The 25,032-nt window shown below is 63.3% G+C and carries 24 protein-coding genes and 2 tRNA genes; 21 read left to right on the top strand and 5 right to left on the bottom strand.

What is annotated here, in order from left to right:
• The first annotated feature begins 113 nt into the window (after window positions 1-113).
• The 8 genes from dnaG to CXY83_RS05140 all read left to right on the top strand — a co-directional run bounded on the left by dnaG (window position 114) and on the right by CXY83_RS05140 (window position 10,008).
• Window positions 114-1,979: a DNA primase gene (gene dnaG, locus CXY83_RS05175; RefSeq protein ID WP_104196324.1), complete on the top strand. Its 1,866-nt coding sequence runs from the start codon at window positions 114-116 to the stop codon at window positions 1,977-1,979.
• Between the two features lie 220 nt (window positions 1,980-2,199).
• Window positions 2,200-3,828 (top strand): ABC transporter substrate-binding protein, encoded by a 1,629-nt coding sequence (locus CXY83_RS05170; protein ID WP_104196323.1) that lies wholly within the window; start codon window positions 2,200-2,202, stop codon window positions 3,826-3,828.
• Between the two features lie 96 nt (window positions 3,829-3,924).
• Entirely contained in the window at window positions 3,925-5,016 is a 1,092-nt protein-coding gene (locus CXY83_RS05165) for an ABC transporter permease (RefSeq protein WP_104196322.1), read from the top strand.
• 2 nt (window positions 5,017-5,018) lie between these two features.
• Complete coding sequence (locus CXY83_RS05160) at window positions 5,019-6,098, top strand: ABC transporter permease (protein WP_104196321.1); 1,080 nt, start codon at window positions 5,019-5,021, stop codon at window positions 6,096-6,098.
• On the top strand, window positions 6,098-7,795 hold the full coding sequence (locus tag CXY83_RS05155; protein WP_199184894.1) for an ABC transporter ATP-binding protein: 1,698 nt from the start codon (window positions 6,098-6,100) through the stop codon (window positions 7,793-7,795). The genes CXY83_RS05160 and CXY83_RS05155 overlap by 1 nt, the downstream gene beginning before the upstream one ends.
• Before the next feature lie 5 nt (window positions 7,796-7,800).
• Window positions 7,801-8,706 carry an ATP-binding cassette domain-containing protein gene (locus tag CXY83_RS05150; RefSeq protein WP_104196320.1) on the top strand — a complete coding sequence of 302 codons (906 nt, stop codon included), beginning with the start codon at window positions 7,801-7,803 and terminating at the stop codon, window positions 8,704-8,706.
• 230 nt (window positions 8,707-8,936) lie between these two features.
• Window positions 8,937-9,009: transfer RNA gene (locus CXY83_RS05145), tRNA-Asn, on the top strand.
• 123 nt (window positions 9,010-9,132) lie between these two features.
• Window positions 9,133-10,008 carry a sensor histidine kinase gene (locus tag CXY83_RS05140; RefSeq protein ID WP_104196319.1) on the top strand — a complete coding sequence of 292 codons (876 nt, stop codon included), beginning with the start codon at window positions 9,133-9,135 and terminating at the stop codon, window positions 10,006-10,008.
• A 41-nt stretch (window positions 10,009-10,049) separates the two neighbouring features.
• Here the strand turns inward: CXY83_RS05140 and def are convergent, their stop codons facing one another.
• Complete coding sequence (gene def / locus CXY83_RS05135; protein WP_104196318.1) at window positions 10,050-10,622, bottom strand: peptide deformylase; 573 nt, start codon at window positions 10,620-10,622, stop codon at window positions 10,050-10,052.
• A gap of 40 nt (window positions 10,623-10,662) precedes the next feature.
• On the opposite strand from def, the gene CXY83_RS05130 reads away from it, so the two are divergent.
• The 7 genes from CXY83_RS05130 (at window position 10,663) to CXY83_RS05105 (ending at window position 15,968) form a co-directional block, all read left to right on the top strand.
• Window positions 10,663-11,577: a DMT family transporter gene (locus CXY83_RS05130; protein WP_104196317.1), complete on the top strand. Its 915-nt coding sequence runs from the start codon at window positions 10,663-10,665 to the stop codon at window positions 11,575-11,577.
• Window positions 11,578-11,732: 155 nt separating this feature from the next.
• Window positions 11,733-13,013 (top strand): glycosyltransferase, encoded by a 1,281-nt coding sequence (locus CXY83_RS05125; RefSeq protein ID WP_369831126.1) that lies wholly within the window; start codon window positions 11,733-11,735, stop codon window positions 13,011-13,013.
• 39 nt (window positions 13,014-13,052) lie between these two features.
• Window positions 13,053-13,126 (top strand) — tRNA-Ile (locus CXY83_RS05120).
• A gap of 440 nt (window positions 13,127-13,566) precedes the next feature.
• Complete coding sequence (locus CXY83_RS17615) at window positions 13,567-13,707, top strand: hypothetical protein (protein ID WP_158251841.1); 141 nt, start codon at window positions 13,567-13,569, stop codon at window positions 13,705-13,707.
• A 308-nt stretch (window positions 13,708-14,015) separates the two neighbouring features.
• A complete protein-coding gene (locus CXY83_RS05115; RefSeq protein ID WP_104196316.1) occupies window positions 14,016-14,429 on the top strand; it encodes an MmpS family transport accessory protein in 414 nt (137 codons plus the stop codon).
• A gap of 511 nt (window positions 14,430-14,940) precedes the next feature.
• Window positions 14,941-15,279 (top strand): hypothetical protein, encoded by a 339-nt coding sequence (locus CXY83_RS05110; protein ID WP_146069860.1) that lies wholly within the window; start codon window positions 14,941-14,943, stop codon window positions 15,277-15,279.
• Window positions 15,280-15,506: 227 nt separating this feature from the next.
• A complete protein-coding gene (locus tag CXY83_RS05105; RefSeq protein ID WP_158251840.1) occupies window positions 15,507-15,968 on the top strand; it encodes an SRPBCC domain-containing protein in 462 nt (153 codons plus the stop codon).
• Between the two features lie 7 nt (window positions 15,969-15,975).
• Here CXY83_RS05105 and CXY83_RS18545 read toward each other — a convergent pair whose 3' ends face one another.
• The 4 genes from CXY83_RS18545 to CXY83_RS05085 form a co-directional block, all read right to left on the bottom strand.
• Window positions 15,976-16,287: a hypothetical protein gene (locus tag CXY83_RS18545; protein WP_369831125.1), complete on the bottom strand. Its 312-nt coding sequence runs from the start codon at window positions 16,285-16,287 to the stop codon at window positions 15,976-15,978.
• Between the two features lie 404 nt (window positions 16,288-16,691).
• Window positions 16,692-16,976 (bottom strand): LysR family transcriptional regulator, encoded by a 285-nt coding sequence (locus CXY83_RS05095; RefSeq protein WP_104196312.1) that lies wholly within the window; start codon window positions 16,974-16,976, stop codon window positions 16,692-16,694.
• Complete coding sequence (locus CXY83_RS05090) at window positions 16,973-18,505, bottom strand: NAD(P)/FAD-dependent oxidoreductase (RefSeq protein WP_104196311.1); 1,533 nt, start codon at window positions 18,503-18,505, stop codon at window positions 16,973-16,975. Before CXY83_RS05090 ends, CXY83_RS05095 begins: the two co-directional genes overlap by 4 nt.
• A gap of 25 nt (window positions 18,506-18,530) precedes the next feature.
• Entirely contained in the window at window positions 18,531-19,433 is a 903-nt protein-coding gene (locus CXY83_RS05085; protein WP_104196310.1) for an alpha/beta fold hydrolase, read from the bottom strand.
• 207 nt (window positions 19,434-19,640) lie between these two features.
• Here CXY83_RS05085 and CXY83_RS05080 point away from each other — a divergent pair, with 207 nt between their 5' ends.
• The 6 genes from CXY83_RS05080 (at window position 19,641) to CXY83_RS05055 (ending at window position 25,031) form a co-directional block, all read left to right on the top strand.
• The gene (locus tag CXY83_RS05080; protein ID WP_104196309.1) at window positions 19,641-20,348 is read left to right on the top strand and encodes an SDR family NAD(P)-dependent oxidoreductase; all 708 of its coding nucleotides are present in this window, start codon (window positions 19,641-19,643) and stop codon (window positions 20,346-20,348) included.
• Entirely contained in the window at window positions 20,345-21,685 is a 1,341-nt protein-coding gene (locus CXY83_RS05075; RefSeq protein ID WP_158251839.1) for an MmgE/PrpD family protein, read from the top strand. Before CXY83_RS05080 ends, CXY83_RS05075 begins: the two co-directional genes overlap by 4 nt.
• Window positions 21,661-22,656: an NADP-dependent oxidoreductase gene (locus CXY83_RS05070; RefSeq protein ID WP_199184893.1), complete on the top strand. Its 996-nt coding sequence runs from the start codon at window positions 21,661-21,663 to the stop codon at window positions 22,654-22,656. The genes CXY83_RS05075 and CXY83_RS05070 overlap by 25 nt, the downstream gene beginning before the upstream one ends.
• Entirely contained in the window at window positions 22,653-23,306 is a 654-nt protein-coding gene (locus tag CXY83_RS05065; protein WP_104196307.1) for a TetR/AcrR family transcriptional regulator, read from the top strand. Before CXY83_RS05070 ends, CXY83_RS05065 begins: the two co-directional genes overlap by 4 nt.
• 157 nt (window positions 23,307-23,463) lie before the next feature.
• Complete coding sequence (locus CXY83_RS05060; protein WP_104196306.1) at window positions 23,464-24,477, top strand: tripartite tricarboxylate transporter substrate binding protein; 1,014 nt, start codon at window positions 23,464-23,466, stop codon at window positions 24,475-24,477.
• Between the two features lie 5 nt (window positions 24,478-24,482).
• Window positions 24,483-25,031 (top strand): tripartite tricarboxylate transporter TctB family protein, encoded by a 549-nt coding sequence (locus CXY83_RS05055; RefSeq protein ID WP_104196305.1) that lies wholly within the window; start codon window positions 24,483-24,485, stop codon window positions 25,029-25,031.
• Window position 25,032: the final 1 nt, after the last annotated feature.

Below are 25,032 nucleotides of genomic sequence, written 5' to 3'. Positions count from 1 at the left end.
ACGGGGCCCGGGCCCGGATCGCGGGCCCAGTCTATAAACTGGGCCCGCGGTCCGAACATGGGCCCGGGGACCGGGCGACGGAGCCCGTCGCCCCGGGACGATAGAATTTAGGCATGGCTGGACTGATTCGACAAAGTGATATCGAAGAGGTCAAGGCCCGCACCAATATTGCCGACATCGTCGGTGATTACGTCACCCTGAAGTCCGCGGGTGTCGGCTCGATGAAGGGTCTCTGCCCCTTTCACGACGAACGCAGCCCGAGCTTTCACGTACGTCCCCAGGTGGGTTTCTACCATTGTTTCGGTTGTGGTGAGAGCGGTGATGTTTACTCCTTCCTGCAGAAAATGGACCACGTCAGCTTCAGTGAGGCCGTCGAACGCCTGGCCGGTCGGGTCGGCCTCGACCTGCACTACGAAGACGGTTCCGGCGCAGCTCCCGACCACGGTAATCGTGCCCGACTGCTCGCTGCCAATCAGGCAGCATCCGATTTCTTCAGTGAGCAGCTCGGCAGTGCGGGTGCCGAGGTCGGCCGCGCTTTCTTGGGCCAACGCGGATTCGACGCCAACGCCGCAACTCGATTCGGGGTTGGGTTCGCTCCGAAAAGTTGGGACGAATTAACCAACCACCTGCGTGGTCGCGGGTTTACCACCGAAGAACTCACGCTCTCTGGCTTGGTCTCCAGTGGCGACCGCGGCATTTACGACCGCTTCCGTGGTCGCCTGGTGTGGCCGATTCGAGACATCACCGGACAGACCATCGGCTTCGGCGCCCGCAAGCTGCTCGAGGACGACAAGGGCCCCAAGTACCTCAATACGCCCGAGTCTCCCGTGTACCACAAGGCCCAGGTGCTCTATGGCCTCGACCTGGCCAAACGTGATATATCGCGCAGCCACCAGGTCGTGGTTGTCGAGGGCTACACCGACGTCATGGCCTGCCACCTGGCCGGAATCACCACGGCCGTCGCTACCTGTGGCACCTCATTCGGTGTCGACCACATCAAGGTGCTGCGCCGTGTGCTCGGTGACGATTCGGGAGTTGGCGAGGTCGTTTTCACATTCGACCCGGATGCCGCCGGCCAGAAGGCCGCGATGCGCGCCTTCAGCGAAGAGCAGCGGTTCTCCGCCCAGACCTATGTGGCCGTCGGCCCGGAAGGACTCGACCCCTGCGACCTGCGGCTGCAACGCGGTGACGACGCCGTACGGCGGCTGGTCGACTCGAAGAAGCCCATGTTCGAGTTCATGATTCGGCAGATTCTCTCGCAGTACAATCTCGACACCGTAGAGGGCCGAACGGCGGCCCTGCGTGCCGCGGCCCCCGTGGTCGGCGATATTCGCGATCCAGTGCTGCGCCCCGGTTACACCCGTGAACTCTCCCGCATGCTGGGAGTCGACATGGGCGAAGTGGCCAAGGCGGTGACGAACGCCCAATCCGGGGCACGCGCCGCGGCGAGCGGCGTACCGAACGCGCCGCGCCACGCCGGCACGATCGAAGTCCTGCCTGAGCGCCCGTTCTCGCTGGTCGAATTGCCCGGCGACCCGGTCACCCGGCTCGAGCGCGACGGCCTCATGGCGATGCTTCAGCGACCGACACTGATCGGCAGAGACATCCTTGACAGCGCGGTGCAGACATCCTTTGCGAACACGTCGCTCGCGGTCGTGCGCGATGCCATCGCCGCGAGTCTCGCTCATTTCGACGCGCCAGACTGGCTCGAGCGGGTGGTCTCCGAGGTGCCTGACACCTTCAAGAACCTCGTGCAGGAGCTCGCCATGGCGAATCTCCCCGAGCGCACCGAGAAAGATGTCGCCCGTTACGTTCGCGACATCACGATCGTGCTCATTGACAAAGACCTGCTCAGGCTCAAGGCAGAATTACTCGGGCGCCTCCAGCGAGCGGATGCCGCCGACACCGAGATGTACCGCGCTCTTCAGCGCGAACTCGTGCGGGTCGAGGCCGAGCGCCGCGCCCTTCGCGAAGAATGACTGTGCAACCGGCATTTTTCGCATCCTCGCCAGCAAATCGCAACAAGGACCTTCACCCTGCAACACGTGAGGCCGAGTTTGTTGCAGATCTGTAAAGAAGCTGCGACAGATCGTTGCTATCTGCTAATTCTGTGCTACCTCTTGGCTAACCGCAAGGAACAGCTGCGCTCTTTTCGAGCGTTCCTGATCTAAGAACTTCTAGAGGAAGAGGACGACGGATATGACATCCGCATTCACTAACGGCAAGCGCGCTCTCGCTGCCACAGCCGGACTGACCGCTGCGGCGCTCGTTCTGGCCGGCTGCGCTTCGGGCGGTTCTACCCCCAACGCCGGGGGCACCATCATCCTCGGTACGACCGACAAGGTCACCACCCTCGACCCCGCTGGTTCCTATGACGCTGGATCGTTCAATGTTCAGCTGCAGGTGTTCCCCTTTCTCATGAACACGCCGTACGGCAGCTCCGAGGTCGAACCCGACATTGCCACCAAGGCGGAGTTCACCTCGCCGACGGAATATACCGTCACCCTCAAGCCTGACCTCACCTGGGCCAACGGCAATGCCCTCACCTCATCGGACGTGAAATTCAGCTTTGATCGCCAGCTCGCGATCGCTGCCGATAACGGCCCGTCATCGCTTCTCTACAACCTTGCGAGCACCGCGGCCGTGGACGATACCACGGTTGTTTTCACCCTCAAGGCTGCCAACGATCAGATCTTCCCCCAGATCCTGTCGAGCCCGGCCGGTCCCATTGTCGACGAAGACTCCTTCTCGGCCACGGAACTGACCGCCGACGACGACATCGTCGCCGCCAAGGCCTTCGCCGGACAGTATGAAATCGCGAGCTACGACTTCAATAACATCATCTCGTATAAGAAATTCGAGGGGTACCAGGGGCTTTGGGGCGCCGCGAAGAACGACGGCGTCAACGTGAAGTACTTCACCGACTCGTCTAACCTCAAGCTCGAGGTTCAGGAGGGCAGCGTGGACGTCGCCCTGCGCAGCCTGTCAGCTACCGATATTGACGACCTCCGCGGCAACGACAATGTGTCTGTTCTGGACGGCCCCGGTGGTGAGATCCGGTACATCACCTTCAACTTCAATACGCAGCCGTACGGAGCGACGACCGCCGAGGCCGACCCGGCTAAAGCACTGGCGGTGCGTCAGGCAGTGGCAGATATCGTCGACCGCGGCGAGCTCGCCGACCAGGTCTACAAGGGCACATACACCCCGCTGTATTCCTATGTTCCCAATGGCTTGACCGGTGCGAACGAGTCCCTCAAGGGCCTCTACGGCGACGGATCGGGTGCGCCTGACCTCGACAAGGCTAAAGCGACCCTGGAGGCCGCCGGAGTCAGTGTTCCAGTCGACTTCAGCCTGCAGTACAACACCGACCACTACGGTCCCGGATCGAGCGATGAGTACGCGCTGATCAAGGATCAGCTTGATTCGTCCGGCCTGTTCAACGTCTCCCTGCAGTCGACCGAATACGTGCAGTACGTCAAGGACCGTACCACTGACGTGTACCCCGCGTACCAGCTCGGTTGGTTCCCGGACTACACCGACGCCGACAACTACCTGACACCGTTCTTCCTGACCAACAACTTCATCAAGAACCACTACAGCGACCCGGAAGTCAACGACTTGATCCTGAAGCAGGCCGTCACGGTTGACCCGGCAGAGCGCACCGCGCTCATCAGTGAGATCCAGGACAAAGTCGCAGCCCAGCTGTCGACTCTCCCGCTGCTGCAAGGTTCACAGGTCGCGGTGACCGGTACGGACATCACCGGCACCAAGGACACACTCGACGATTCGTTCAAGTTCCGCTACGGAGCGCTCTCCAGGGGATAATCGGCACGTCGGATAAAGTTTAATAGTTAGACCACCGGGGGTGTTCAGCGCGAATTCGCTGGATGCCCCCGATTCTTTTGCAATCGTGAGGTAGTTATGTCCACTGTGGCTCTGAAGCCATCCGCGCCGACCGGCGGACGCGCTTCGAAGAAGAAAACCAGTCAGGGCGGCGGAATCGGTCGATATCTGCTGATTCGGTTTCTTCTGATCATTCCCACGATATTCATCCTGGTCACCATGGTGTTCTGGCTCATGCGCGCAACGGGCGACCCCATCACTGCTGCTCTTGGTGGCCGTCTTGCGCCTGATCAGCTCGCCGAACGCATCCACGAGGCTGGCTACGACCGCCCTATCCTGGTGCAGTATTTCGAATACCTCGGTCACATCTTCACCGGCAATTTCGGCACCACGATCAGCACCAACCGGCCAGTCTCCGAGGTTCTCCTCACCTACGGGGCGGCGACTGCTGAGCTGGTCTTTTATTCCCTCCTGGTGGCACTCATCGTCGGAATCCCGCTCGGCATGGTCGCGGCTTACTGGCGCGACAAGGCACCGGATGCCGTCCTGCGCGTGTTCGCCATCCTCTGCTACGCCACACCGGTATTCTTCGCCGGACTCCTGCTCAAGCTGGTCTTCGCCGTGTGGCTGAAGGTGTTACCCGTAGCAGGGAGAGCAACGACCGGCTCCGAACTGCAAATGGGGTTCCTGCCCGATAAGACCGGTGTCTACACGATCGACGCTCTGCAGACCGGCGACCCCGCGGTCTTCGGGGATGTTCTGGCCCACGCTGTGCTCCCCGCGCTGGCCCTGGGGCTGCTGACGGCCGGAGTGTTCCTCCGGCTCGTGCGCACCAACGTCATCGGCACTCTGGGCACCGACTATGTGGATGCCGCCCGCTCGCGCGGTGTCAATGAATTTCGTCTGGTGAGCAAGCACGCCTACCGGCCAGCCCTCATCCCCATCATCACCGTCATCGGCCTGCAGATCGCACTACTGCTCGGTGGCGCAGTACTGACCGAAACCACCTTCGAGTGGAAGGGACTGGGATTCATCCTCATCGAATTCATCAAGGCTCGCGACTTCGTGGCCGTGCAGGGCATCGTCGCACTGCTCGCCGTCATCGTTGCCCTGTCCAACTTCATCGTGGACATCATCGCCGCGCTCATCGACCCGAGAGTGCGGTACTGACCATGACTGTTGAAACCACGCGCCCCAAAGCTCCGCTCTGGACCCGCCTGCCCGTCGTGCATCAACTCCGCCAGAGCGTCGGACTGCAACGCGGCATGCTCGTGGCCGGCCTCGTCATCACCGGCGTCTTCATTCTGACCGCAATCTTCGCGCCACTGCTCGCGCCGTACGGCTACAGCCAGCTGCGCGATGACAGCGGCCCTTTCGGCGCCCAGCAGGCGCCCGGCGGCGCACACCTGCTCGGTACTACCGTCGGCGGCTACGACGTGTTTTCCCGTGTTATCTGGGGCTCGCAGACCGCGATCACCGTGATGGTCATCGCCATCGTGCTCTCGATCTTCGCCGGCGTAGCCCTCGGCCTCGTCTCCGGTTACTTCGGCGGATGGCTCGACCGGGTGCTGGTCGTCATCTGCGACGCCGTTTACGCCTTTCCGGCGCTGCTGCTGGCGATCGTCATGGGCATCGTCATCTCCGGCGGCCGCTCCGGCCTGTGGGGTGGAATCTTCGCCGCCGCGATCTCGATCACCGTTGTCTTCATTCCGCAGTACTTTCGAGTGATCCGCGCCGAAACCGTGCGCATCAAGGCTGAGGCCTACGTGGAGTCGGCCCGGGTGCTCGGTGCGAGCAACGGACGCATCATGTTTCGCCACGTTTTGCGCAACGCCACGCGAACATTGCCCCTCATCTTTACGCTGAACGCTTCCGAGGCGCTGTTGACATTGGCGGGCCTCGGCTTCATCGGCTTCGGCATCGAGCCATCCTCGGCCGCCGAGTGGGGGTACGACCTGAACAAATCGCTGTCCGACGTCTCAAGCGGTATCTGGTGGACCAGCCTGTTCCCGGGGCTTGCGATCGTGCTTGTCGTTCTCGGCATCACCCTGGTCGGCGAAAGCCTGAACGACCTCGCCGACCCACGACTGCGCAGTCGACGTGCTCCAGGCAACACCGTTAACGGCGGCGCCGCCACCAGCGTCGTCCCCGGCGGAACCCTCAATGCCGGACCTGGCGGTATCGACGGGCTTGAGGCCCGCTCGCCGGCTTTCGACCAACACCAGAACGACGACCCATTCGAGGCCAAATAATGAGCTCCCTGCCCGACGTCGTCCGCATCGACAACCTCAATGTGACCTTTGCCACCGATGGCGGAGCGGTCACGGCCGTCGACGGGGTCAGCCTGCGCGTCGCCCCCGGTGAGGTTCTCGCCATCGTGGGGGAGAGCGGCAGCGGCAAGACCGTTACCGCCAAGACCATTCTGGGCCTGCTCCCGGAAACGGCGATCGCCCATGGCGCCGTGATTCTCAGCAGCAAGGACGGCTCCACGTTCAATGACGTGCTCTCCGTGAGCAAGCAGAAGCTGCGCCAGCTGCGGGGAACGGATGTCTCCATGGTTTTTCAGGAGCCGTCTACAGCGCTGAACCCCGTGTACACCGTCGGCTGGCAGATCGCGGAGGGCATTCGGGCCCATGGTGAGTTCAGCCGCAAAGAAGCCCGCGCCAAGGCGATTGAGATTCTCGGCCGGGTCGGAATCCCCGACCCGGAGAGCCGCGTCGACTACTATCCACACCAGTTCTCGGGCGGGCAGAAACAGCGCGTGGTCATCGCCATGGCCCTCGTGCTCGACCCCGGGCTGATCGTCGCCGATGAACCGACCACGGCCCTCGACGTGACGGTGCAGGCCGAGATTCTCGACCTGCTGCGACGCTGCCGCGACGAGTTCGGCAGTGCGATTGTGCTGATCACCCACAACATGGGCGTGGTCGCCGACCTCGCCGACCGCGTCGTCGTCATGTACGAGGGCAAAATTGTCGAAGAGGCCCCCGCTCAGGCTCTGTTCTCTAATCCGCAGCACGAGTACACCAAACGACTGCTCGGCTCGGTGCCGCACGTCGGTCAGGGCACAGCGCGGGCTACCGCAAGGCTTGAGGCTCGCGAGGCTGACTGGGCAGCAGCTAAGCCGGTCGTTGTCGCCGACAACCTGAAAATTCAGTACCCAGGTCGGCTCGGCAAACCTGGTTTCACCGCCGTCGATGGAGTGAGCTTCACCATTCGTCCCGGCGAGGTACTCGGCCTGGTCGGTGAGAGCGGATCGGGCAAGACCACGATCGGTCGCGCCATGGCCGGACTGACCCGGGTGACTGGTGGATCCCTCACCGTGCTCGGCCATGAGATGAATGGGTTCAAGGAACGCGCCTTCAAGAAGGTGCGCAGTGACATCGGTTTCATCTTTCAGGACCCGGCATCGAGCTTCAACCCGCTACTCACGATCGCTGAGTGCGTGGCCGAACCGCTCGTCGTACACGGGCGAGCAGCCAACCCCCGTGCCGCCCGTAGGCGCGTCAACGAGCTGCTCGAGGCGGTCCAGCTGCCGCGCGCATTCGGTGACCGCTACCCGCACGAGCTCAGCGGTGGACAGCGTCAGCGTGCGAGCCTGGCCCGCGGACTCGCGCTGGAGCCGAGCCTGCTCATCGCGGACGAACCGACCAGCGCGCTCGACGTGTCGGTGCAGTCGAAGGTGCTCGAGCTCTTCGCCGAGCTGCAGAAAGAGTTCGGCTTCGCTGCGCTGTTCATCAGCCACGACCTTGCCGTCGTCGATATTCTCGCCGACCGCATTGCCGTGCTCTACCAGGGAAAACTGGTCGAGGAAGGAACCGGCGCCGAAGTACTCGGTGCCCCGAAGGATGCCTACACCCAGCGGCTGCTGGCGTCGCTGCCGGTTCCTGATCCGGCGGCGCAGGCTCTGCGGAGGGATGAACTCCGCATCCTGCGTGCGGCAGGATAGATCTGATGAGGCATGGCGCAGCATCCGTTCCCCCGATTCAAACGAGCGATCTGACCATCGAATACCCGCCGCACGGGGCGAGCCCGGCGTTCGTTGCGGTGCACGGGTTCACCCTGCGCATCGCACCCGGGGAAGTCGTGGGTCTGCTCGGTGAGAGCGGCTCAGGCAAGAGCACCCTCGCCCGGGTGCTCTCCGGTGACGCCTTCGTGAACGATGCCGCCGGCATCCGTCCGCAAATCACCGGGGGAGAGGCGACCGTGCTCGGGTTCGAGCTGCGCCATATCAGCAAACGCAAGCTGAGCCGGCTCACCTTCGGAGTGGGGCTGCTGGCCCAGGATGCCGCCGATACCCTGCCGTCGACCATGACAGTGGCCGAGATTGTCGCCGAACCGGTACTCGAGCGGGATCGACGCTATAACCGTCGTGAGCTCGGCGCCCAGGTGGCTACCATGATCGATGCGGTGCGCCTGCCGCTGGCTCTTCTCAGTCAGTATCCCTATGAGCTCTCCAGCGGTCAACGACAGCGGGTAGCGCTGGCCCGGGCGCTCGTATTCGGTCCGGCCCTGTTGATCGCTGACGAGCCCACAGCGGGCGTTGATGTACTGGTACGGGACGCCGTGATTGACCTGATCAGCGAGCTGCAGCAGGAACGATCCTTTTCCGCGCTCGTGATCAGCTCCGACCTGGCCGTGCTGCAGCGGGTCGTCAATCGCATCGGTGTCATGCACCAGGGCGTGCTGGTCGGTCTCGGCACCATCGACGACGTCTTTCGAGACCCCTGGCACCCGTATGTCCGTGGACTCGCCGCAGCCTTGCAGCCTCCCGCAGACACTGCCGTCGTCGTCGATGATGTGCGCAGCGTCGAGGTTGGCGACATCAGCGGTGAAACCGGTGGCGTAGCCGGGAACTGATCTGGGTCGCGATCGATCGCATCCGCTGTGAAGCACGATTGGTCGCGACCGGTCCGACACGCCCGACCGGCTTTTGGAGCACCAGACTGCTCAACTGTTGCCCGTGGCCCATATTTCGTGGCCTGCAAAGGCTTTTCGGTGGTCAAAATGAGAACTTAGAGCCAATCGGCAGTCGTCGTGGTTTTGGCACATCAAGAAATCTTGGTAAAGTAACAACGCTGTTCCAGTATTCCTCGATAGCTCAATTGGCAGAGCAGCGCACTGTTAATGCGCAGGTTCTTGGTTCGAGTCCAAGTCGGGGAGCGAAAGGCCACTCAGGGCTCCACCCCGGGTGGCCTTTTTTGTCGCTACGTTTTTGTTTCGACAGAAGGTTTTTTCACCTCTTAACATGCGCCATGGTTTCGGCACAAGAAACGGCGGTCAGCAGTGGATTTCTCGCAACTTCTGGTACCGGCACTCGGCGTACTATCCGGGGCGCTGCTCGTGTTGTGGACCATCTCGTTGCTGCGCTCACGTCGAGTCATCTTCGATCGCAATGCCGCTGAACGTGTGCGCATTGAACTCGAGCTCTCCCTCGCCGAGCAACAGGGGCGCCTGGCCATCATTCGGGAGTTGCAGGATGGCGCAGTGCTCACGATTGCCCGCCTCGTCACGCGGGCCGAGGGCGCCCGCTACATGGCGGAGAGCGATCCGTCAACGGCCGTGCGCGCCGCCACGGCGCTCGTTGATGATGGCCGGGTGGCCCTCGCTGACATGCGTCGCGTGCTGACAATCGTGCGCGAGGGCGAAACGGTCGGAGCCTTACAGCCGGGCCCGCAGTCAACCCGCGACCTGTTTCGCGTGATGCGTGACGCCGGTCTGGTGGTCGGTTTCATCGAATCGGGCGAACGATTCGCGCTCAAGGCTGGTGCGGAGCTGGCCATCTTCCGAATTCTGCAGAGCGCCCTCTCAAACGCGCTCAAGCACGGCGGCGTTGGAACTGAAGCGCGCGTGTCGTTCACCTGGACCAGGGACGGCCTGCAATTGCTCGTCGACGATGACGGTATCCGCGCCGCAGCCCGTCGGGACGGCAAGGAAGCTGGCGAACAGGCTGCACGCACCCCGTACACGATCGAGGACGACCTCAAGGCCCTCAGCGAGAGCATCGCCGGTCCCGGCATCACGCAGATGCGGGAGCGCGCGCAGCTCTTCGGTGGTGTCTTCAACGCCGGAACGGTACCCGGGCTGGGTTTCTCGGTGTCGGCCGTGTTCCCATCCCTGCGCTTTCACAACGGCGTGCACGGTGTAGATCTCAGCCGGTGACCTCGGTACCGCTCACGGTGCCTGATACTCGTGCTGGGGCGTTACCCCTCGAGGTTGTCGACCCCCGGGGTCCAGCTCAGGCCGGGCCCGCCCCAACTCTTCTTACGTTCGATCTTGGCCGCCGCCTTCGCGTAGACGTGCTCGAGGCGGTCAACATATAGGGTGCCGTCGAGGTGGTCGTACTCGTGCTGAAAAATACGGGCGAGCCAGCCGTCCGCTCGAATCTCAAAGGGCTTTTGCTCGGCGTCGACAGCGCGCAGAATGGCCGACTCTGCCCGTTTCAGTGGAAAACGTTCGCCCGGAAATGACAGGCATCCTTCGTCTTCGTCGACATCTTCGTCGTCAACGGGCTCGGCCGACACCGGTGTGATCCAGAGTTCAGGGTTGATCGCGACGCCCCGCCAGGACAGGTCATCGTCGTCCTGGTAGCTGTAGGTGAAGATGCGCAGCCCGACTCCCACCTGCGTGGCAGCGAGACCGACCCCCGGCGCAGCATCCATCGTCTCGAACATGTCCTTCACCAACGCGCGCAAATCGTCGTCGAAATCGACGACGGGAGCAGCGGGGGAGTGGAGAACGGGGTCACCTGAAATTACTATCGCGAGTACGGCCATTCCTCCAGAATATCGTCAAGCTTGTCGATAGGGTCGTCAAGTGACTCCTGACCTAACCGATCTGGCGACAGAAATCGCCATTGATCCGCGGCAGGCCATCGGCATTCCGCTGGCCTTGGTCGGCGCCGTCTTTCTCTCCCTCGGCGCTCAATTTCAGCATCGCGGCGTGAATAAGGTCGAGGCGCGCACCAAAGCAGTCACCGGCGGGCTCAGCGCGCGTCAGCTCACCCTGCTGCTAGCCCGGCCGTCCTGGGTGTTTGGATCTCTTATGCTCGGCCTGGCTGTTGTGTTCCAACTGACGAGCCTTGCCTTCGCGCCCATCATCGTCGTGCAGCCGCTCGGGGCGGTCGCCCTCGTCATCACCGCCGTTCTGAACGCCCGAGTCAGCAAGGTCAAGCTCAATCGGGCGAGCATTATCGCCATCTCTATGTGCGTGGGCGGGGTAGGCCTGTTCGTGACCGTGGCAGCGTTCACCGCCGTCGACAAGCCGGTCACCGACCAAAACCTGGTGACAATCCTCATCGTTCTCGCTGTCGTTCTGTTGGCCTTTGCGCTTGCCTTCGGGTTTCTCCGCCGCCGGTCGCAGGCAATTTTCTACATTCTCGGTGCCGGCGTGCTCTACGGATTCGTAGCGACGTTGGCCAAGGTCGTCATCAATCGCACCCAGAACGGAAACTTTGATTGGCTTACGTTGACGTGCGTGCTCGGCCTACTGCTCGCCGCTGTGCTGGGAGCGTACTTCGTGCAGAACGCCTACGCGTCGGGACCACCGGATCTCGTGATTGCAGGGCTCACTGTTGTCGACCCGCTCGTCGCTGTCGGCATTGGAATTATCGTGCTGGGCGAAGCCAGCCAGGCACCGCCCGCAGCTGCCGTCGCCTTCGTCGTGGCCGGGGCAATTGCCATTTGGGGCGTTTTTCTGCTCGCGCGCTACCACCCCCAACTCGACCGCTGACTCGCGAAGAATTTTGGGCCGCCGCGGTGCGGGACACCGCTCGGTAGGCACGGTTTAGAATAGGGTTCGAGTGCACCGCGTCATTTCTAGCGAGTGCTCTTGAGATTTCCTGCCGGATGATGATCTCCGGCCCAACAACGTAGGGACCACTCCACTTGTCAGATTCGACCGACTTGCTGAGCAGCCCAACCCCGGGCAATGCGCCCGAGCGCGCCGCGAGTGTGCCGTCTGAAAAGCCGCGGATTCGTGTTCTCATCGCCGCCGACACTTTTGCACCCGATGTGAACGGTGCTGCTCGATTTGCCGAGCGACTGGCCGCCGGCCTGGTGGCACGCGGCCACGAAGTTCAGATCATGGCTCCCGCGGCGTCGCGCAAGCACGGCAGTTGGACCGAAATGCACGAGGGACAGCCGATGGTGGTGCATCGCCTGCACAGCTGGCGCTGGTACCCGCACGACTGGTTACGCTATGCCCTGCCCTGGCTGATTCGTGGTGAAAGCCGGCGCATTCTCGACTCGTTCCATCCTGACGTCGTGCACTTTCAGTCCCACATCAACGTCGGCCGCGGTGTTTCGATCGAAGCGGCCAAGCGCAACATCCGCCTGGTGGGCACGAACCACTTCATGCCCGAGAACATGGTGAAGTTCTCCCTCGTGCCGGTCGGCTTGCAAGATCGCGTTATCAAGGCCGCCTGGCGTGCCGCCCGGCGCACGTTCGGCCGCGCCGCAGCCGTCACTACCCCGACCATACGGGCCGCACAATTTTTGGAGAAATACACCGGTCTCACCGGTGTCCATGCGATCTCCTGCGGAATCGACGCTGACAACTACTCACCGAACTTCGAGCCGCGAACAAAGAACCGAATCCTATTCGTCGGTCGCGTCACCGGAGAGAAGCAGATCGACGTGCTCCTGCAGGCGGCAGCGCTGCTGTCACCCGACCTCGACGCCCGGGTCGAGATTGTCGGCGGGGGCGACCAGAAACGCAACCTGGAGCACCTGGCCGACACGCTCGGCATCCGCTCCCGTGTCACGTTCACCGGCTATGTGACGGATGACGAACTGCGCGCGGCGTACTCACGGGCTACGGTTTTCGCCATGCCGTCCATTGCCGAGCTGCAGAGTATCGCCACGATGGAGGCCATGGCGTCGGGATTGCCAATTGTGGCCGCCGATGCAATGGCGCTTCCACATCTCGTTCATGACCGGGCCAACGGGTACCTGTTCAAGCCGCGCGATGCGCGGGATCTGGCGGACAAACTGACCCTGGTGCTGACGGCTACCCCAGAACGCCTGGAGGCACTCAAGCGGGAGTCACTCAAGCTCATTGCCGCGCATGACATCAAGCGCACTTTGAACACGTTCGAATGCCTGTATCGTGGGGAGCCGGTGAGCGATCTGGTTACCAACGGGGTTTCGTCGCAGACGCCGGGATAGTCACGTATTTGTGGGTACGACCGTGTGGTCGTTCTCTTTGGGGCGGTAGCTCAGCTGGTTAGAGCAGCGGACTCATAATCCGTCGGTCCCGGGTTCAAGTCCCGGCCGCCCTACTGTAAATTTGATCTGATCAGGGTTTTAATTTGGTGGAAATCGTCGAGATTCGACTATAGGAACATCGGTCCCGGGTTCAAATCCCGAGCATCTCGACAAAACAGTACCTGATCTAGCCTTCTGTTCGCTTGCGACCGAGTCAACATTAGTGAATTTTGCTTTGGTCCCGGATTCGAGTCCCCGCATCGATTGCGGAATTCCATCTGATCAGGAATCTTCCGTCGGTAGAGGCGCGACGAGATGTGATGCGATTCACGTTTATTCAACGTTAATTCTTAAAAAACTGCCTATTGTGGGCGTTTACGCAAACAGGGCTCGACCCATTTTGAGTGGCGCAGAGAGACCTCGATCGTTCTCGGTTGAGGGGATCAAACGCTTCCTCAGATTCGGCAGTGATGCGAACGCACGACGGGCGAGTTTGCCGAATAGTTCGGCGTCCATGCTCAAGTGGGTCAGCTCGTTCCCGTCGTCAACGACCGCGAAGGAAAGCGATGATGGCTGGGCGACCTCGACTGCCGGTCAGCACGTTCGGCTCGATCAAGACAACCGCACTTGGAGCACCGAGCAACGCGACTACTGACGTTCGCTGGCACTTTCCCGGTGTTCATTGCCAAGAAGGGCCCGCTTCAGGTGCGAAGCCGGTCGGCGTGTTGCACCCAGCACGGTCGAGGTCGTGACTCGGACAGACGCCGACCCTCGGATTGGGGGCTAACGACGAGCGATCTAGGTGTCAGCAATAAGTTAAACATAGAAAAGCTTGTGAGTTGAGGACTTCTCGAATGCGAGCATCGCATCGGTCGGAGCCTCCAGCCTGGCTTGGGCACCCAAGAAATGAAGCCAGCCGAATTCGGCAAGTAGCAAGGATTGCATCCAGATCAAAGGAGACTCATGAAGAAAATTACGTTCGCGCTCGTAACCGGTATCTTGCTCTCGAGCTTTGTGCTCACAGGATGCAGTTCAGCTGCGCCTGGTGTCGATGACGGCGCAGCGCCAGCCGCCGACGTAGCCACATCCGAGGCGGCGACAGCGACAAACAACACCGTGACTTACGAAGTGACCAGCGACGCTGCCACTGCTGGCAACATCTCATATCTGACGTTCAACGACGGTAGCTCGGGCCAAGAGCAGGCCACCGAGGCGCCTCTACCCTTCACAAATGAAGTGACTCTCGAAGACGGTGGTTTGTTCTCGTCTAGCATCTTCTCGCTTGTCGCACAGGCGTCAGCAGAGGCAACAACGATTTCATGCAAGATCACCGTCAACGGAGAAGTCATCGCTGCCCAAACTTCCAGTGGTGCCTAGCCGTCGTCACTTGCTCCGGCAGTAGCAAGTAGCCAACGTCATAGGCATACGCCCTCTTCCTGACTTCCCTCGGGAAGGGGGGTGTAAACCCAGCCATCTCGGGTGCTTTCGCAATAGGTATAAATATCGGGCCAGAAATGCTGATATTTTCGTTCTCGGATCACGCTGGCACCGGGGTAGACGCACAAACTATGCGTGCGGTCATGGCAGTCGACAGCTGATTTCGGACCCGCAGCCCTTGACAGCTTCACCTCGCCGGGCCTTCCTGTCCTCCCCAACGCCGCACAATTCGCCGGCATCGTTAAAGACGCCCTCATGCAAGCCCACACAGCCAACAGTGTCGTCCGCTCGCGTCGCTCTGCCTCGCCATGGAGGCCATCTTGTACGCACGAGCTATCGAGATAGTCGCAGAGCGGATGCACCGGGTCGAACTGCTGACGTCGCGGCCGCTGTGCGGAGTGCGAAGGCTGAGGTGCGGCGGGAAGAGCGGCAGCAGTAGATGGATGAGCTCATGAAGGCCATCGTGGTGCATTTTCACCAAGACAGTGGGCGGTTGGAAGCCAAGGCAGAGATGGAGAACCGGGCGCGGGCACATCGGGGGATGCCGCGGGTGCCGGCCGAGTCGTTGGTGGTGCAGCTTGCGCTGCAAGACGTCATCGAGCGTGTGCCCACGAGCAGGTTGACCAAAGCGGATGCTCGGACCGCCGCCCGCATCGCGGGCCTGCACATCGCGACCTCGCTCGAATCTCGCGACGTGGTCGACCAATCGGTTCAGCGACGGGCGCTCTCGTCGTCGATGGCGACGAAGGAACGAGCAAACCGGGATCTTCCGAATACCGGTGCTGGATGAGGCGGAAACCACGCCAGGCGACTGCTCAAGCTCGTGAAGCGTCCATGCGCTCTGGGCTCCCAATGACCGACCTCTGATGCGTTGCTTCCGCGTTCACGGCGCTCGCCCGGCCGTGAACAGATACGCAATCATGGGTACGCTCGATGAGGTGCGTTTGCAGATCTTGTTGACGTGCCGCTCGGCGCGCACTGTCCCGTCGGGCTCGGCTTGAACGTGAAGGAAATACCGTGTCTGATCACGCAAGAATCAAGGGGCACACCGTGACCCGCACCGTGCACATCGAAGCCTCTCGCGCGCAGGTCTGGAAGGCGCTGACCGACCCCGAGGTGATGGTCAAATGGTTTGGCGACGGTGTGGGGTTCGCCGCGCTCGAGCCCGGTGCAACGGGCAGCATCGACTGGGATGACTACGGCAGCTTTCCGATTGAAATCACCGAGGTCGTTCCCGACGTCTCGTTCGGCTTCCGTTGGTCGGGAATCCCCGCCGATCAGCTCGATGAGTACTCGACGCACGTGCGCTTCACCATCGCCGATGCTGGTTCCGGGACGGATGTCACGGTCATCGAATCGGGCTTCGATACACTCCCCGGCGGAACCCGCTACCGTCGCGAACGTCTTGAGCAGAACCGAGAGGGCTGGGACGTCGAACTCGACGAGCTCGCGATCCTACTCGAAGGTGTCACCGAGTAGTTCACGACTACTGGGGAGTCGCACGACGAATTGGCCACGTTGCCCGGCCAGTAGGGGACAATTTGGCGCAGCAGGTCACCGACGCTATCGACGCTGCCCGCGCCAAAGCCGAGGGTGGGTCTGAAGCCCTCGGCCCCGGCCGCTGGCAGCACGAGGCCAGCTCGCGCCGCCGTGGGTTTCGTGGTCGGCTCGCCCTGAGCACCGTATCTGCGACCGGCAAGGCGCTGTGGCCGGGCGCCGCGATCGAGATCGGGTTGTTGCCTATCACCGCCTGGGCGCCATCGATGGCAGGCATGAGCGGCGCGGTGTTCGCTGCCATGATCGCGACCGTGCCGGCTTCGGCCATCCGATCACTGAACGCTCCCCGCGGCCAAAATGATCAGCGCTTCGCGTCACCAGCGTAGCCATGCCGTTCGCCCGCGCGCGATGCCGACCAGGCGCCGAAGCTGTGACCGGCATCGAGGATCACCCCGGTCGTCGACTCCTGCTCGACCTGCACCGCGTCGTCTCCGACTACGGCGTCGTTGCGCAGACGCTCGAGGTAGATGCCGAGGCGGGAGACACCGTGGGAGGGGGCTCCCGTGCAGGTCGGCGTCTGAGAGGCACTCGGCGTCTGTCACTGCGACTTCACCTACCCGGCCCTGCGCCATGAGGACGTCACGCATGGTCTCGCGCAGGCGCTCAGGCGCTCAGGTGCGACGGCGCCTGTAGTGCTCTATCCCTTTAGGCGGCCTGCGGTCGACCGCGCTTGGCAGCGGCAATCGCGAACATGCCGGCTGCGGCCAACACCTGCTCGGCGTGGGGCAGCAGCCTGCAGCCCTCCTCTGTCAGCGTCACGCGTCGTGCGCGGTGCGCGAGCTCGAAGCCGAGCGAGATCTCGAGCTGTTTGATCTGCAGCGACAGAGCTGGCTGCGTGATGAACAGGCTGGCAGCGGCTCGGCCGAAGTGCAGCTCAGCGGCGAGCGCGATGAAGCACTGCAGGCGCCAAAGGCTCACGTCGCAGCTCATACCGACACCGATTCGAGTCTGCGCGGACCGTCCACTAACTTGCCGTCCACGAGGTACTCGTCGGGCTTGAATCGGCCGCTCTCACGGCGGAACCTGGTCATGAAGTCCGGCCAGACCGTCGTTAGGCGGCCGTAGCGGTGATCGACGTACCAGGAGTAGCAGCCGCCGTTAAGCCACACGGTGTCTGCGGCACGCTCATCGATGGCGGCGACGAAATTGTCCTGTGCCTGCTGAGGGATCTCGATCGTGGACGCCCCAGTCGAGTCCATGAACTCGAGCGCGCCCAAGATGTACTGGATCTGAGACTCGACGACGTAGATGATCGAGCCGGCACCAAGGCCTGAGTTCGGTCCGTTCATGATGAACAGGTTCGGGTATCCGGCGACCGTCGAGCAGGCGTACGCCGCTCCACCCGAGGTCCATGACTCGGCCATTGAGCGGCCGTTCTCGTCGAAGATGCGATGCGTGATGGGCAGGTCGGCAGCCTCGAAGCCGGTGCCGAGCACGAGGGCGTCGAGCTCGATCTCGCCGTCATTGGTGATGATGCTGCGCTCCCTCACCTCGACGATGCCGCTGGTCTCAAGCGCTACGTTGTCCCGAAGAAAGGCCGGATAGTAGTCATTCGAGATGAGGATGCGCTTGCAGCCGATCATGTAGTCGGGCGTGAGCTTATGGCGCAGCTCGCCCTCTGGCACCTGCGCCGCCAGGTGGTCGAGCGCAGTGGTCTCGATTTTGGCGATGAAGTCAGCGATGCCACGGCGTTGTGGGAACCTTGCCTCGTTTCCCCAGAACAGCTCGTCGCGCAGTGCCTGCGCGGTCTCGGGCATGCGCCGGAACATTGACTTCTGCGCTGTCGTGTACACGTGGTCCACGCGGGGGATAATGTACGGTGCAGAGCGCTGGAAGACCGTCAGCTGCCCAGCGGTCTTCGCGAGCTCCGGCACGATCTGGATGCCGGATGCGCCGGACCCAATAACGCCGATGCTTTTGCCCTCCCGCTTGAACGAGTGATCCCACCGCGCCGAGTGAAACATCGGGCGCTCGAACTTCTCCAGCCCGGTGATGTTCGGAAGCTTTGGATCGGACAGGTGGCCGGCAGCCGTCACGACGAAGTCGGCCGTGAACGAGCCTGCCGAAGTCTCCAGCGCCCAGTGTGCCGCACGCGCCTGCCAGGTGCAGGAGAGCAGTTCGGCGCCGAAGCTAATGTGGGGCTGCACGCCCTCGTCGATCGACGCCTCTCGCAGATAGGCGTGGATCTCCGGTTGGGTGGCATATACGCGCGACCAGTCTGGGTTCGGGCGGAACGAGAAGGAGTAGAGGTGCGACTGGATGTCGCACGCGGCACCAGGATACGTATTGTCGCGCCAAGTACCGCCCACGTCGTCGGCCCGCTCCAACACGATGAAATCAGACTCTCCGCGCCGCCGCAGCTGGATGGCGAGCCCAAGGCCCGCGAAGCCGGAGCCGATGATTGCGATCTTCGCGTGCGTCGTCGTCGACTGGGGCTCGATGGTAGATGTCTGGTACATGATAGATCCTCGGCGTCTCTGGTCGTCAGGCGTGGTCATTGCGGATGATGGTGCCTGCCGGGTGCTCGTGCGGGTCGAGGGAGAAGTCGTCGACGACGACGGCGAGCTCGGCAGGCCGCTCGACAGAGACGGCATGGCCGCTCTCGATCTCCAGATAACGCGCATCCGCAATCGCGCCGAAAAGCATGCGGCTGTGATGTAGGGGCACCATATCGTCGTACCTGCAGCCGATGACGAGGGTGGGCACGTCGATGCGGCTGAGACCCAACTCGATGTCGATGTCGCGGTTGAGTCGCATGATCTGCACTGGGTAGGGCCGTGCCGCCGCTGCCTGTTGCAGCTCGCGCCAGTCGCGTTCGTTGCGGCCAACGAGGAAGCCGGCCGAATAGGCCATCAGCAGCGTGAGTTGGCAGAGCGCCTCGGGGTCAGCGTCGTGCAGTCGCAGCCATAGGTTGTTACGGAGAAGCTGGTGCCGATCGGTCTTCGACCAGCCGGCAACCAGCGAGAGCGAAGCGACGGCCGGAGGCCGCTCGGAGGCGTAGGCCGCTGCCACTACGGCGCCGAAGGAGTAGCCGACGAGCGCCACGGGACCTTCACCGGACGCGTGGTCCACGACAGCACGGAGCTGTGCAACGGCGTCCGCGAGCGTCAGATCTGCGTCATCAGCAGGCAGCTGCAGGTCGAAAGCGACCACCCGGCGGGTGAAAGTGAGGATGGGATAGACGGCCCAGAAGCTTCCGCGTGCGGAGCCGGAGCTGCCGTGCACGAGCACGATGGTCGCCGTGCTCGTCTCGTTGCCGCTGTCGTAGATCGGGATCACCCTACCCGCATGCTCGACGTACCCCGTCGGCTCGATCAGCAGCGGCTCGTGCAACGTGCCGTCGGCGTGCCACGCGCTCTGCCGTGGTTCTGTCAAATTCGTGACCATGGTCACCTCACTTCGTTGTGATTCGAATAATGAGAGCAGACTATCAAAATATGCTCTGCGTCGAGACTACATGCTTACCTAAAGGATGCCAATAGGTATATCTGATTGCCTACTCTCGTTTTGTTTCGTACGATCGGCATGCGGCGAAGATGCCGGCGCGCGTCGTGCGCCGCGATCGTGGCAAGACAAAAATGCGAGGTGCGACCCATGGCCGAATCAACGAGGGAAAGGGTGCTGGTCACCGGCGGAGCGAGTGGAATCGGCGCGGCGATCGTCGCGCAGCAGCGAGCGATCGGGCGCGAGGTCATCGTGATTGACAAGCAGCCCGGCGGCATTGTGGCCGATTTCGGCGAGGCCCAAGAGGTCGAAATGGCCCTCGCTGAGGCACTGGTCGGTGGACCGATCCACCGACTGGTTAACAACGTCGGCTACATCCGAGTCGCGAACCTCGAGGAGCTCGACATCGCCGACGCGTTGCGCACCTACGAGATCAACGTACTCGCTGCTATGCGCTGTGCCAAGGCGTTGCTGCCTGGCATGCGCGAGGCGGGTTTCGGAAGGATCGTGAACATCGCCTCCCGTGCGGCGCTTGGCAAGGCGGGCCGCTCGGCGTACTCGGGCTCGAAGGCCGGAATTATCGGCGTCACCCGCACCTGGGCGCTCGAGCTGGGGCAGCACGGCATCACGGTCAACGCGGTCAGCCCCGGGCCGATTCGCACCGCGATGTTCGAAGCGGCCAACCCCGCGGGGGAGCCACGCACGCAGCAGATCATCGATGCGATACCGGTCAAGCGGGTCGGCGAGCCCGACGACATCGCTGCGGCAGTCGGGTTTTTGCTCGACGATCGGGGTTTCATTACAGGTCAGAACCTCAATGTCTGCGGTGGAATGACGATTGGAGCCGTGCCACTTTGAGTGCCTCGCCCACGCTCGCCGCGACAATCGCCGCGTATGTGGCGCGCTCGGGCTCCCAGCCGCTGCGGAAGTCGACCAGGCAGGCCGCGAAGGCGGTGCTGTTGCACAACCTTGCGGTTGGCCTTGCGGCCCACGGTAGGCCGCTGCCTGGCTTGTCGTGTGGACGTGGCCTACCTTGGGCGCAGCGGCCGATGACCGCACCCGACCTGGCTTTCGCGACGTCCCTGCAAATGGGTGCTCGTGCACAACACGACGAGCACCCGAGCTCGGTCACCCACCTGGGTAGCACTGTGATCCCCGCGTGCCTCGCCATTGCGCCAGCAGGCATCGACGGCGCGCGCCTGCTGTCGGCGATCGCTGTCGGCTACCAGGTCGGCGGGGTGCTCGGGAACGCTCTCCTTCCGTACATCCGTGCCCGTGGCATGCGTGCAACCGGCGTCGTCGGACCGATCGCAGCGGCCGCCGCAGCGGCCGCTGTGCAGGAGCTCGATGAAACTGCGATCGCGCAGGCGATCTCGCTCGCGGTCAATCGCGCCGCCGGCTACACCCAAGTGTGGCACTCCGGCACCGACGAATGGCGCCTGCAGACTGCTGCCGCAGCGCGCGACGGCCTCGAATCAGCGCTCTGGGCAGCGGGCGGCGCCCGCGGCGCTGATGCCGCGCTCGAGGGAGCTTCTGGTCTTCTACACGCACTCGGGGCGGACGGTATGGAAGCCGCCGAGCTGGCCGAGGCACTCGCAGGCCCGCCAGTGATCGAGCACATGCTGCTGAAGGCGCACCCGGTGTGCGCCATCAACCAGGCAGCGGTCGAAGTCGCCATTGACCTCCGCGAACTCGCGGCCATTGAAGCCCAGCAGATCGTGAGTGTCACCGTGCGCCTCGCCGAGGCCGACGCTGTGTACCCGGGCATCGATGTCGCGTGGCCGCCCACGTCGTGGTCCCAGGCGATGATGGATGTGCGGCAGGCGGTTGCGGTTGCCCTGGCCGAGGGACGGGTAGATATTGATGCCTTATACCCGGCCAGTGCCGAGGCGCAGCGGGTGCGCGAGCGAGTCTCGGTGGTGGGCGGCATGCCGGGCGGCGCGGGGCACGGCGCCGAGATCGTGATCGAGCTGGCCGACGGGCGCCGTCTCGAGGGACGTGCCGAGAGCGTCGAGGTGGACGGTGAGCGTTCCGCGCAGATGGCGGCAGAGCTCCTACCCGCAGTCGGCATCTCGGTTGCGCTCGCGGTGCACCTGCCGGGGTTCGTCGATGCTATAGACGAGCCCGACGGCGTGGGGCGACTGGTTGCGGCGATGGAGGGGATCGAGCCGTGGGCGTCGCTGTGCAGCCGATGATGCAGGCGATCGCCGCAACCGGCTGGGGAGGACCGCAGGTCCTGCAACTCGTCGAGGTGCCCGTCCCGTCGCTGTCGCTGGGCGACGTCCTCGTGCGGGTGGAGGCCGCCGGCGTAAACCCGACCGATTGGAAGTCCCGCGCGACAGGCGGCCGTGGGTTCTGGCGCGACCCGGCCATTCTCGGCTTCGACATCGCCGGTGTCGTCGAGGAGGTGGCGGATGGCTCGAACCTGCTCTCGCGCGGCGATCGGGTCTTCGGCATGCCCCGCTTCCCGCTGCCTGCTGAGGGCTACGCGCAATACGCCGCGGCTCCTGCGCGGCAGCTCGCGCGCATGCCCGCTGGGCTGACGTTCTCTGAGGCGGCATCGTTGCCGCTCGCCGGCCTGACGGCGCTGCAAGCGCTTGAGGAGGCCGGCAAGCTCATGCCAGGGCAATCCGTCCTCGTCTGCGCGGCGGGCGGCGGGGTCGGTCGACTCGCGGTGCAGATCGCCGTCGCGCTCGGCGCGGTGGTCACAGCCTGCGCACGCGCCGAGCGACTCGGAGATGCCGCAAGAGCAGGGGCCTCTGTCGTCGAGGCAGCAGACGACGGCACGCCTACCAGCCCATCGCGGCACGACGTCGTCATCGACCCATTCGGCGGTGAGCGCACCGAGGCACTCCTCGACTGGTGCGCGCCCGGCGGCATACTCGTCTCCCTGATCCCGCGCACGGACCCGGCGGTGCAGGATGCCGCGAGCACGCGAGGTATCGTGCTGCGCCGAGTGGTTGTGGAGCCCTCGGGAGCGGGGCTGGAACGCATCGCCGAATGGATCGAAATGGGTCATCTGCGGCCGCACGTGGCGCTGACGCTCCCCCTAGCGGATGCCGCCCAGGCGCACCGTGCAGGGGAACGAGGCGGATTGGATGGCAAGATTGTACTTCAGCCGTGGCATCGTAGTCGCGGCAGGATCGCTGAGGGGATGGCATCGTGACCACTGCATCGGAGATGTCTGTGCGTCAGCGCGGCAAGGAGCGCAAACGCGACGCGATCCAGACGGCTGCTGCCGCGCTGCTGCGCTCAAAGCAGTTCGACGAGATCACAATGCGTGAGGTGGCACAGCTCGCAGGAGTCGGAGAGGCGACGCTCTTCCGCTACGTTTCAAGCAAGCACCAGCTGCTGCACATGGTCTACGGCGATGAGCTCGATGCCGTCCTCGAACGCATCGAGGAGCAGGATGCCGCGATTGTCGCCGCACAAGGCGATGATCCGACCGGGACCAACTTTGTGGAGCGCATCCGCGCCATCTACCTGGAGCGCAGCGCCTTTTATCGACGCAACCCGGCGAATTCGTCGCGCTACCTGCGCGAGGGCTTCACCCTCAGTGATCTCAGCGCACGCAACGTGGCGCAGGGTGACCGCACGATCACGCTGGTTCGCAGCATCGTGGAGGATGGGCAGGGTCGGAAGCTGCTCGATTCGCGGGGTGGGGCGCTGTTCGTAGCGCAGAACTGTCACGCAATTTACATGCACGAGATCGATCGCACGCCCGTCCGCGGCTTCGACCCGGATCGGATCTGGGAACGGCTGGGGCCGCGCCTCGATGCCCAGCTACGGCCCCTGGTGCTTGTCTCACTAGGGTGACCAGCAGCTCTGGGACGGTCGCCGATCGGGGAGTCCGATCGTCAATCGTTATCGCAGGTTGACGTGCCGCATCGAGCTCGACTAGGTTGGCGTCAGGACAAATTGAGAGTGCACTATCGAAAGTGCGCTCCACTAACAACGAAGTTAGGAGCCCGCCATGCACAGCATGAGCAAGAGGTACCGTCGGTCGCTTATTACAGCCGGCGCCATAATGGGAGTCATGTTGCTCGCGGGCTGTAGCGGCGCTGCCGGCGCCGGCAACTCCGCCGCTCCGGATGGCGAGGCCGCGGCCTTTCCAAACGGCGACATCCGATTCGTCATCCCCTATTCGGCCGGTGGCCCTACCGACGTTACAGCTCGGGCGCTCGCGCCCTGCCTCGGAGACGCGCTCGACACGAACGTGATCGCAGAGAACATCACCGGAGGCTCTGGCTCGGTCGGGTTGCAGGACATGATCTCGAAGCCCGCCGATGGCCAGACCCTCGCCATCGTCTCACCCGGCATGGTGGCGCTTTCGCCGATTGCCAATGGCCTCGACTACTCGCGCGAAGATGTCTCCTCGGTTGGCGTTATCTCCTACTCGCCGATGGTCCTCGTCGTCGGCGAGGATTCGCCATACAGCAGCGGCGAAGAGTTCTTCGCTGCTGCTGAGGAGGCCCCCGCGACGCTGACAGTGGGCGTTTCGGGCGCTTCAACGCCACAAGCTATCGAGCTCCAGCGCCTCGCCGATGAGTATAACGTCGAGGTGATCGTGGTGCCCTTCGACGGCAGCGCCGGTGCCATCACCGCCCTGCTCGGCGGACACGTCGACTCGGTCTTTGTGAACGACCAAGAGGATGTCGTGCAGCGCATCGACTCCGGCGATTTCACAGCGCTGGCCGTCTCGTCGCCGGAGCGCCAGGCGCACCTGCCCGACACGCCGACGCTGGTCGAGCTCGGCTACGACGACCTTACGCTGGCCGTCACGATCTACGCGCTGGCTGCCCCGGCAGGCATGCCCGATGATGTCGTCGCAACGCTCTCCGACGCTCTCGAGGAGTGTCTCACCAACCCGGAGACCGTCAGCGCGATCGGCGAGAACTACATACTTCCTGAGTACCAGACCGGTGAGGAGTTCGACGGCTTCCTGTCCGAGGCCGAGAAGGTCTACACCCGAATCCTGGGCAGCTGAACGCAATGACCGACGTTGTCCGCACCGAGCACGACACTGGAACCATAACTGAGCACAATACATCCGACCCCGTCCAGCCCCTCGAGGGCATCCGCGGGCGAGGGATCGCCCGCTGGGCGGCGGTCGCCGTGCTCGCGGCGGTCGGCGTCGGCGCGATTGTCCTGAGCATCGGCTACGGGCTCGGCACGGGCACCCGGCCGGGGCCGGGGCTGTGGCCGTTCGTCGGCGCAGTGCTCATGCTCGGCGCAACCGCGGTGGTGGCGATCACCGACACCCTCGAGGACTACGAGCCGTGGGGCACCGAATCGGTGCGTACGCTCATCGCCATTGCCTCGCTCGTCGTCTTCGCCGTGCTGTTCACCCTCCTGGGCTTCACAGTGTCCGCAATCCTGCTGATGCTCCTTTGGCTGCGTATGTTCGGCCAGATGCGCTGGTTGCAGGGAGGCCTGCTCGCCGTCGGCGGTGGCATCGCCCTTTTCATGCTATTCGACGTCGTGCTCGGCGTCCCGATGCCCCGGGACCTGCTCATGACCCCACTTACGTCTTGGATGTGAT

It is taken from the genome of Cryobacterium sp. M15 (assembly GCF_002929675.1).
In the GTDB taxonomy this organism is placed as follows: Bacteria; Actinomycetota; Actinomycetes; order Actinomycetales; family Microbacteriaceae; genus Cryobacterium; species Cryobacterium lyxosi.
This window is presented reverse-complemented; position numbering and strand designations above follow the sequence as displayed.